We start from the raw sequence: 5,275 nt of genomic DNA, 5'->3' as shown, positions 1-5,275 counted from the left end.
AACTCACAATGAACATCCTCTCCTACGGACACAAGATCCGTACTAATAGGGTGTCCACTAAACGAGGGTAACCTCAGCTCTCGTCAAGCTACAGTAGCGATTCTGTTTCATCTCCTTATGTGGATTAGGCACTCATGCACAACCCATCAGACCTTTCTTTGACAAGGTTCTCGGTATAAAAGATGCTGACAAGTTGCGTTCTGACTAATGAATTAGTTTGTCGATTCTTTAGTGCCGTTGCCACAATATTCTTCCGTCTCCAAAGGGAGGAAATAGGAAAATGAGATGGGCTAAACAGGCTATGCCAATACCAAAAGAGTCCATTGCAAAAGCTGGAAATGCTAAAAATGCTGCACTAAAAGGACCCATACATGCGATGATTTTTGCATCTCGAGCAAGCTTTGGCTGTTTAGTAACTACTGATATGCGGAAGAGCGTGGATTCTATCTTTGGGGGGTCCTCAGGGAGAAATATTGAAGATGCAACGATATGACCCATTTCGTGAGTCCAGAAAGGAAGGAATGCGTAAAAAAGGATGCTTTTAGAGAAAAGGTGAGTACAGGAAGAAGGGATGTGTCTCTAAAAGCGATGGCAAATGTAGATGCCAGTAGGGCTATCCCCGCCAAGACAATTATCAAGGGGGACATCTGGCGGCATATGGCAACTGTTAATTCTCCAGCCAGCGATATTAACGCGTTGGCGTTTATATTTTTTCTATTCACGAGTGGAAGATTTTAAATTTTCCTTGTATCGCGTTAGTGCGCGAAAAATCAAGATGGTTATAAATGAGAAGATAAAAAGAGCCATGAAAATGATAAACAAATTCAACTGGCTATTGATTCCAAAGGTCGCGTCTAGATTGTTTCTTTCGTTTACCGAGGAAGAGAAGAAGACTGAATCGAACAAGCCGGTTGCTTTGAATTCTTCGGCGTCATTTGAGAACGCTAAATAGAGAATCGTTAAGACTGCCGCGCTGCCGGTCAAGCAAAATGCGATGATAAGACTGGCAAGCGCAGTGGAAAAGAATTTCATTATTGTTCCTTAATGGTCTGGAAGTGAATTTTTCTTTATTTCGATTATTCCGGCTGACGCTACGCTTAGAAGGAAAAGTAGCGTGGCGATTGCCCACCCCCAGGGGGGAAGGGAAAACACGGAAAGCCCTAAGACAAAGAATATTACAGATATAGCAGCGATGGCTATACCAGTTATAATTGCAAGAGGATTGTCTTTTTCGGAGGGAAGAATAATCCCTAAAGTTGTAGTTAGTGGAATAGTCCCAATACAGCCAATTACGCTAATTAGTCCCGTAGTGTTGTCCCCCCCAATGGCCCAAAATCCTATAAAGAAAACGAGTACAAACGGAATAGATATGCTTAACAAAGATAAGCAAAGGAAGAGGTAGACCTCAACGGGGCGTACCTTAAGAGATGGAAATTTGCGTAGCGGACTTGTTGATGAGTAGGCATAGATTCCTAGGAACGAAATTATTTCTCCGACTAGAATGGGGGGGATAGACTGAGAAATAATGAGAAGAATATAACCTCCCAGCGCGAATATTAGAGTAATCCAAGTTTCTTGCGCTCTTAAAAAACTAAGGAGGTAAGACTTAAAGAGGGTTTGGCGAATAGTAGACGGATTACTTAAGTCTCCTTTAGAGGGCGTTCTAGTAAGGATGTACTCTTTTTGTCTGGTGAAGAGCGCTCCGCTTGTTAGGGTTGCTGCTGTTAATAGAAAAATACATGAGATAACAGCCGTCAGGGAGCAAATGAAAAAGCCATACTTTTCCGAAATCCAGGTGTAGGTATCACTCCACAGGAATGCTCTGTTCCCAGATTGGAATGCTGAGGTAATTCTAGCGACTTTCGTCGTCATTCCAATCTGAGATAATCCAGCGAGTATTAGCAATACGCAAATTGCTAATATGTCTTTTATTCTTTCCAGCCGGATTACAGAAAAACCCCAAGTCAGTATGTTGTAGATGAAGGCAAGTCCAACCACTAGTGTGGCTGCGGGAAAAACGATAGAAGTAGCCACTTGGCTAGATACTTCTATCCCAAAAACAAATGGCAGGGGTGCGATAGAAGAAAAGAATATGATTATCAGAATTCCCGCGATAAATACTAATTCATTTATGAAAAGGGCAACCGAACGCTGGTGGTCTGTAACGGGAAGGCTCTCAGTTAGAGAGAGCATATTTGATGATTTGAGAAAAAGTAGTCTTACCACAATAAAGCCAATAAAGACCCATTGGGGGAGTGTCAGATTGGCTAGGTCTAAGACTAATGTGTCTATATGCTTAACTTTATCCGACCCTCTGTAAAAGAGGTAGCCGATGGTGGCCAGCACTATTAAGAGGGTGGTCCCGAGGAACGCCAACAGTATTCGCGTCCCTCGGTATCGCAGAATGCCGAGGGAGAGCATTCTTCTAATCAGGAAAGTTCTGAAAAACCTGCTTATAGATAGTGTTTCCTGAACGACTGTCACCTGTTTCCCTCCTCTACGAGGTTTTCGAGAAGAGAAGTAAGGCTGCCGTATTGGTTTGACATTTCAGTATAGGTAACGTCGCGTAGCAGCCGTCCATCTTTTAAACCTAGGTATCGGTCAGCAAGGTCTTCAGTGAGAAAATTGTCATGGGTGCATAGAATGACTGTTTTATCACGCGATAAATTAGACAGGTCTTCTTTCGCTAAGCGAAGGGACTGAAAATCAACACCATTGAGTGTTTCATCTAGGATAGTTAAATCCCTGCTCATTAAAAGAGCGCAGATGAATTGGAGCTTCTTTTTCATTCCGTGGGAGTAGTCTTCAATAAGAGAGCTAATTTGTCCAGATAGTTGATATCTCTGAAGTAAGTCGTCTAGTTTTTGAGAGTCAACTGGCTGATGGTATAGCGAAGAATAAAATTTTATTAATTCTAGTCCGGTTAGGAAATCAGGGAGGTTTTCATTGCCGGTTAGGAGCAGAGTATTCTGCTTTGCCTCCCGCGAGGCAGGGGGCAATCCGGATAGGCTGATTGTCCCGGTACTGGGGGTGAGGATTCCGGCAAGCATTTTTAGCAAAGTGCTCTTCCCGGATCCATTTGAACCAACAAGACCTACTACTCCGCTGGAGGCAACCTCGAAGCTTATGTCATTGATAGCTGGAGAAGAGCTGCCAGCGTAGTAGTAGGTGATTGATGATGTAGTGAGCATTAGTCGTTAGAGTGGATTAGCGCTCGCATTCCATGTTGACTGAAAATCCCCACTCTACCCATTTCCAGTGTCCGGTGAATTTGCCGTGACCTTTCGTTACGCACCACACAGCCATACCTGCTAGGAGGACGGTGCCTAGGGCGAGGAGTACTGCAACGAGCACCACGTACCAAGCGTCGTAGCGGAGCAATGCTTGGTCAAAGCGGTCCTTTGCGCTAAGCAGATATGGAAAATAGTATGCGCCCAGAGGTGAAGAGGCGAGAGCTGGCATTTCAGTAGTAGGTGCAGAGCGGTCAATGACAGTGGTCATTTGGTTTCCTTTGGGTAGAACTGACTGGAGAGACACTTTGGCGTAGAAGTATGTTCGTGTGTCCGAAAGGCATTGTATTACACAGTTATAATGTTTTCTACAGATGAAGTGAAAACGGATATCTCTTACCTAGAGAGTTATTTTTCTGGATTTAGGGTTGACAGATGAGCTAAGTGCGTACGGTTTGAAGTGTCCCAGGTTTTGTTCCGTTTGAGTAGATGGGAAAATCTGGAATATGCCAAGAAAATTTGACCAGGATGCGAAGGATCGTGTGGTCCGTCTTGTAGAGGACCGCATCTTGGCGGAAAATATGTCGATGCAAGCCGCGTGCCAGGCAGTAGCCCCAAAGCTGGGGGTGTCATGGCACACAGCCCGTCAATGGACCCAACAGGCCCGCCGTGCGGGAAACATCCCAGAACCCGTGCCTGAAGATCTGGCCGCCGAAAACGCGAGGCTTCGCCGTGAAAATCAAGAGCTACGCGACACCAATGAACTTTTAAAGGCTGCCTCAGCTTTTTTCGCGTCGGAACTCGACCCAAAACGTCGGAAATGATCCGGTTCATCGATGAATACCGGAATCGTTTCTCTGTCGAGTTCATCTGTAAGACGTTGAAGAAAAACCGCGCTGGTGGGTTCATCACCTCGCGTGGGTATCGTCAGTCCAAGGCCCGTGGGGTAAGTGCTCGCCGCCTTCGTGATGCTGTGCTGGTTGAACGCATTAGTGCTATCCATCGGGATAATTACGGCATCTACGGTGTGCGGAAAATGTGGCATGCTCTTCATCGTGACGGAATCGATATCGGTCGTGAACAAACCGCGCGGCTGATGCGTCTAGCCGGTGTATCAGGCAAAGGCAAAGGCCGCTCGCCTATGACCACTCGCACACCTCAAAGGCCGGATTTACGCCCGGACTTGGTGGAGCGAGAATTCAAAGCCGAAGGCCCGAACAAGCTGTGGGTGGCTGATATTACCTACGTGCGCACGAAGAAAGGCTTTGTGTATGCCGCGTTTGTCACCGATGTTTACTCCCGACGGATCGTTGGGTGGGCGTTATCAGATTCCATGCGCACCGAAGCGTTGCCGCTGCAAGCTCTCAACCAGGCGATCGCGTCTGCTGAGGAAACAACAGGTCTCATTCATCATTCGGATCACGGCTCGCAGTATGTCAGCGTTGTCTACAACGAGCGTCTTGCCCAGCACGGGATTGCCGCTTCCACCGGAACTGTCGGGGATTCCTATGACAATGCTCTGGCGGAAAACGTTAATGGTTCCTACAAAAACGAGCTGATCCATACTCGCAGGTGGGATGAGGTTGTCGAGGTGGAAATCGCGACGTTTGAGTGGGTGTCATGGTGGAACGAGACGAGGCTTCACCAAAGCTTGGGCTACCGCACGCCAGCTGAAGTGGAAACCGAATTTTGGGACCAGCACCCGCCGCAAGCAATAATAGAAATCAAGGCAAACGCCTAGGAACAAAACCCGGGGCACTTCAGTTCTATCCCTCTATGAGATGTCGCCTTTTCTGTAAAAGAATGGCGTGTCATAAGTTGTCCACATCAGTGGTTAAACCCTTTGTGGTTTAGCGTTGCTGTGGAAGTTACGCCTGCGACTTCCTTTCCCCGTGTGATTGCCACGTCCCGGTGCTCGTTTGCGCGTGCGCGCCCTAACGTTTTGAGCGCGCTCTGTTGCTCATACTGGAGAGTGTCTGATGGTTTGTGTGTGGGAACCCAACCCGCATAAGGAGATGAACCAGAATGACTACTATGGCGAGACG

Annotated in this window: 5 protein-coding genes; 1 reads left to right on the top strand and 4 read right to left on the bottom strand. The window is 46.8% G+C overall.

Features of this window, described 5'->3' with window-relative positions; translation table 11 throughout:
* Positions 1–714: 714 nt before the first annotated feature.
* The 4 genes from QP891_RS11520 to QP891_RS11505 are packed head-to-tail and all read right to left on the bottom strand — an operon-like array spanning position 715 to position 3,501.
* Positions 715–1,032 (bottom strand): hypothetical protein, encoded by a 318-nt coding sequence (locus tag QP891_RS11520; protein ID WP_284771349.1) that lies wholly within the window; start codon positions 1,030–1,032, stop codon positions 715–717.
* Positions 1,033–1,041: 9 nt separating this feature from the next.
* Positions 1,042–2,484, bottom strand: coding sequence for a hypothetical protein (locus QP891_RS11515; RefSeq protein WP_284783789.1), 1,443 nt, complete (start codon positions 2,482–2,484; stop codon positions 1,042–1,044).
* Complete coding sequence (locus QP891_RS11510) at positions 2,481–3,191, bottom strand: ATP-binding cassette domain-containing protein (protein ID WP_269954349.1); 711 nt, start codon at positions 3,189–3,191, stop codon at positions 2,481–2,483. The genes QP891_RS11515 and QP891_RS11510 overlap by 4 nt, the downstream gene beginning before the upstream one ends.
* 16 nt (positions 3,192–3,207) lie before the next feature.
* Entirely contained in the window at positions 3,208–3,501 is a 294-nt protein-coding gene (locus QP891_RS11505) for a hypothetical protein (RefSeq protein ID WP_284771346.1), read from the bottom strand.
* 235 nt (positions 3,502–3,736) lie between these two features.
* On the opposite strand from QP891_RS11505, the gene QP891_RS11500 reads away from it, so the two are divergent.
* Positions 3,737–4,971 (top strand): IS3 family transposase gene (locus tag QP891_RS11500; protein ID WP_221923571.1). Its coding sequence is split into 2 segments (ribosomal slippage): positions 3,737–4,025 and positions 4,025–4,971, totalling 1,236 coding nucleotides; the frame shifts between segments, so codons are not numbered across the junction.
* The last annotated feature ends 304 nt before the right edge of the window (positions 4,972–5,275 follow it).

Source organism: Corynebacterium sp. MSK310 (assembly GCF_030227355.1).
Taxonomy (GTDB): domain Bacteria; phylum Actinomycetota; class Actinomycetes; order Mycobacteriales; family Mycobacteriaceae; genus Corynebacterium; species Corynebacterium rhinophilum.
Note: the sequence above shows the minus strand (reverse complement) of the source record. Positions and strands in the feature narration are given on the sequence as shown.

What these genes read in the sequence shown, in the direction of transcription:
- QP891_RS11520 (WP_284771349.1), bottom strand. Translation starts at nt 1,032, where the DNA reads ATGAAATTCTTTTCCACTGCGCTTGCCAGTCTTATCATCGCATTTTGC.
- QP891_RS11510 (WP_269954349.1), bottom strand. Translation starts at nt 3,191, where the DNA reads ATGCTCACTACATCATCAATCACCTACTACTACGCTGGCAGCTCTTCT.
- QP891_RS11505 (WP_284771346.1), bottom strand. Translation starts at nt 3,501, where the DNA reads ATGACCACTGTCATTGACCGCTCTGCACCTACTACTGAAATGCCAGCT.